General features: G+C 54.9%; 1 protein-coding gene. It reads right to left on the reverse strand.

From position 1 onward, the window contains the following. Window positions 1-117: 117 nt before the first annotated feature. The coding region (locus HMPREF7215_RS04800) for an ISAs1 family transposase (protein ID WP_009164551.1) at window positions 118-988 on the reverse strand (871 nt) is incomplete at its 5' end.

Consider the following 988-nt stretch of genomic DNA (forward strand, 5'->3'; position numbering starts at 1 on the left):
AGGGCAATCGCTTACGGAATAAGCAAGCCCGTAGGCACCAGCCCCAAGACCTGCAGAGCCGTAGGGATGCCAAGCCCGCAGAGCTTGCGCTTGCTCCTCATCCCGCATTTGCACGTGTCACAGGTCTTCAGCATCTGCAAAGCCAGTTTTCCGCAGAATGTTCATCACTTCCGCCGCGTTCTTCGCTCTCGCACGGCAGTCGTCTTCCCTAAAGGCCATGTCCAGCATCCAGTGCAGGTTGTTCTCGATCGCCCAATGTTCTCGCTTGATGCGCAGAAGGTCTTTTGCCTGCGCTTCTTTCAAACTGTAAATGAAATAATGGTCTTCAGTGGTCGTCTTGTCATTCTTGTTATCGACGTGACGGGTATTGCGGATCCAACCCACTCCCGCGATGCCTCGCCAGTCTTCAAGTCCTTCGAACCAGCTCAGGTCGTTGGAGAGGTAACATTCTCTTTTCTCGATGCGGCCATGGTCCTTTTCCAAGGTAACAGCGTACTGTCCTTTGGCTTTGAGTTCTCTTGTGCTTCTGTCCTGCAGTTCGCTGTGCAGGTGCCAGATGATGTCGTCGCGCAGTTTCTTTTGATTGCCTTTGACGGCGAGGACGTAATCGCCTCCCTTTTCGATGATCTTGGCGGCGATGTTCTTCTGCGTTCCCATGGCGTCGATGGTGACGACGGTGTCTTTGACCTGAAAGAGTTCCAGCAGTTCGGGGATGGCTGTGATCTCGTTGCTCTTTTCGTCGGTTTTGATCTGTCCGAGGACTAACTGCATTCGACTGGCAAAGGCGGTGAGCACATGACTGGCGTTCTGTTCGGCACTGCCGCTGCGGCATATGGTCTTGCCATCGATGGCGACGGTCATGCCCTTGCTCTCCACCAGCTTGCCCAGATGGAAGTACAGTTCGCTCATCCAGGTGCTGAAGCGTTCGGACAGGACGCGGAGGGATCGAGACGGCTCAGGACCTTGCCGAAGGTATCGTGAGAGGGGG

It is taken from the genome of Pyramidobacter piscolens W5455 (genome assembly GCF_000177335.1).
Taxonomy (GTDB): Bacteria; Synergistota; Synergistia; order Synergistales; family Dethiosulfovibrionaceae; genus Pyramidobacter; species Pyramidobacter piscolens.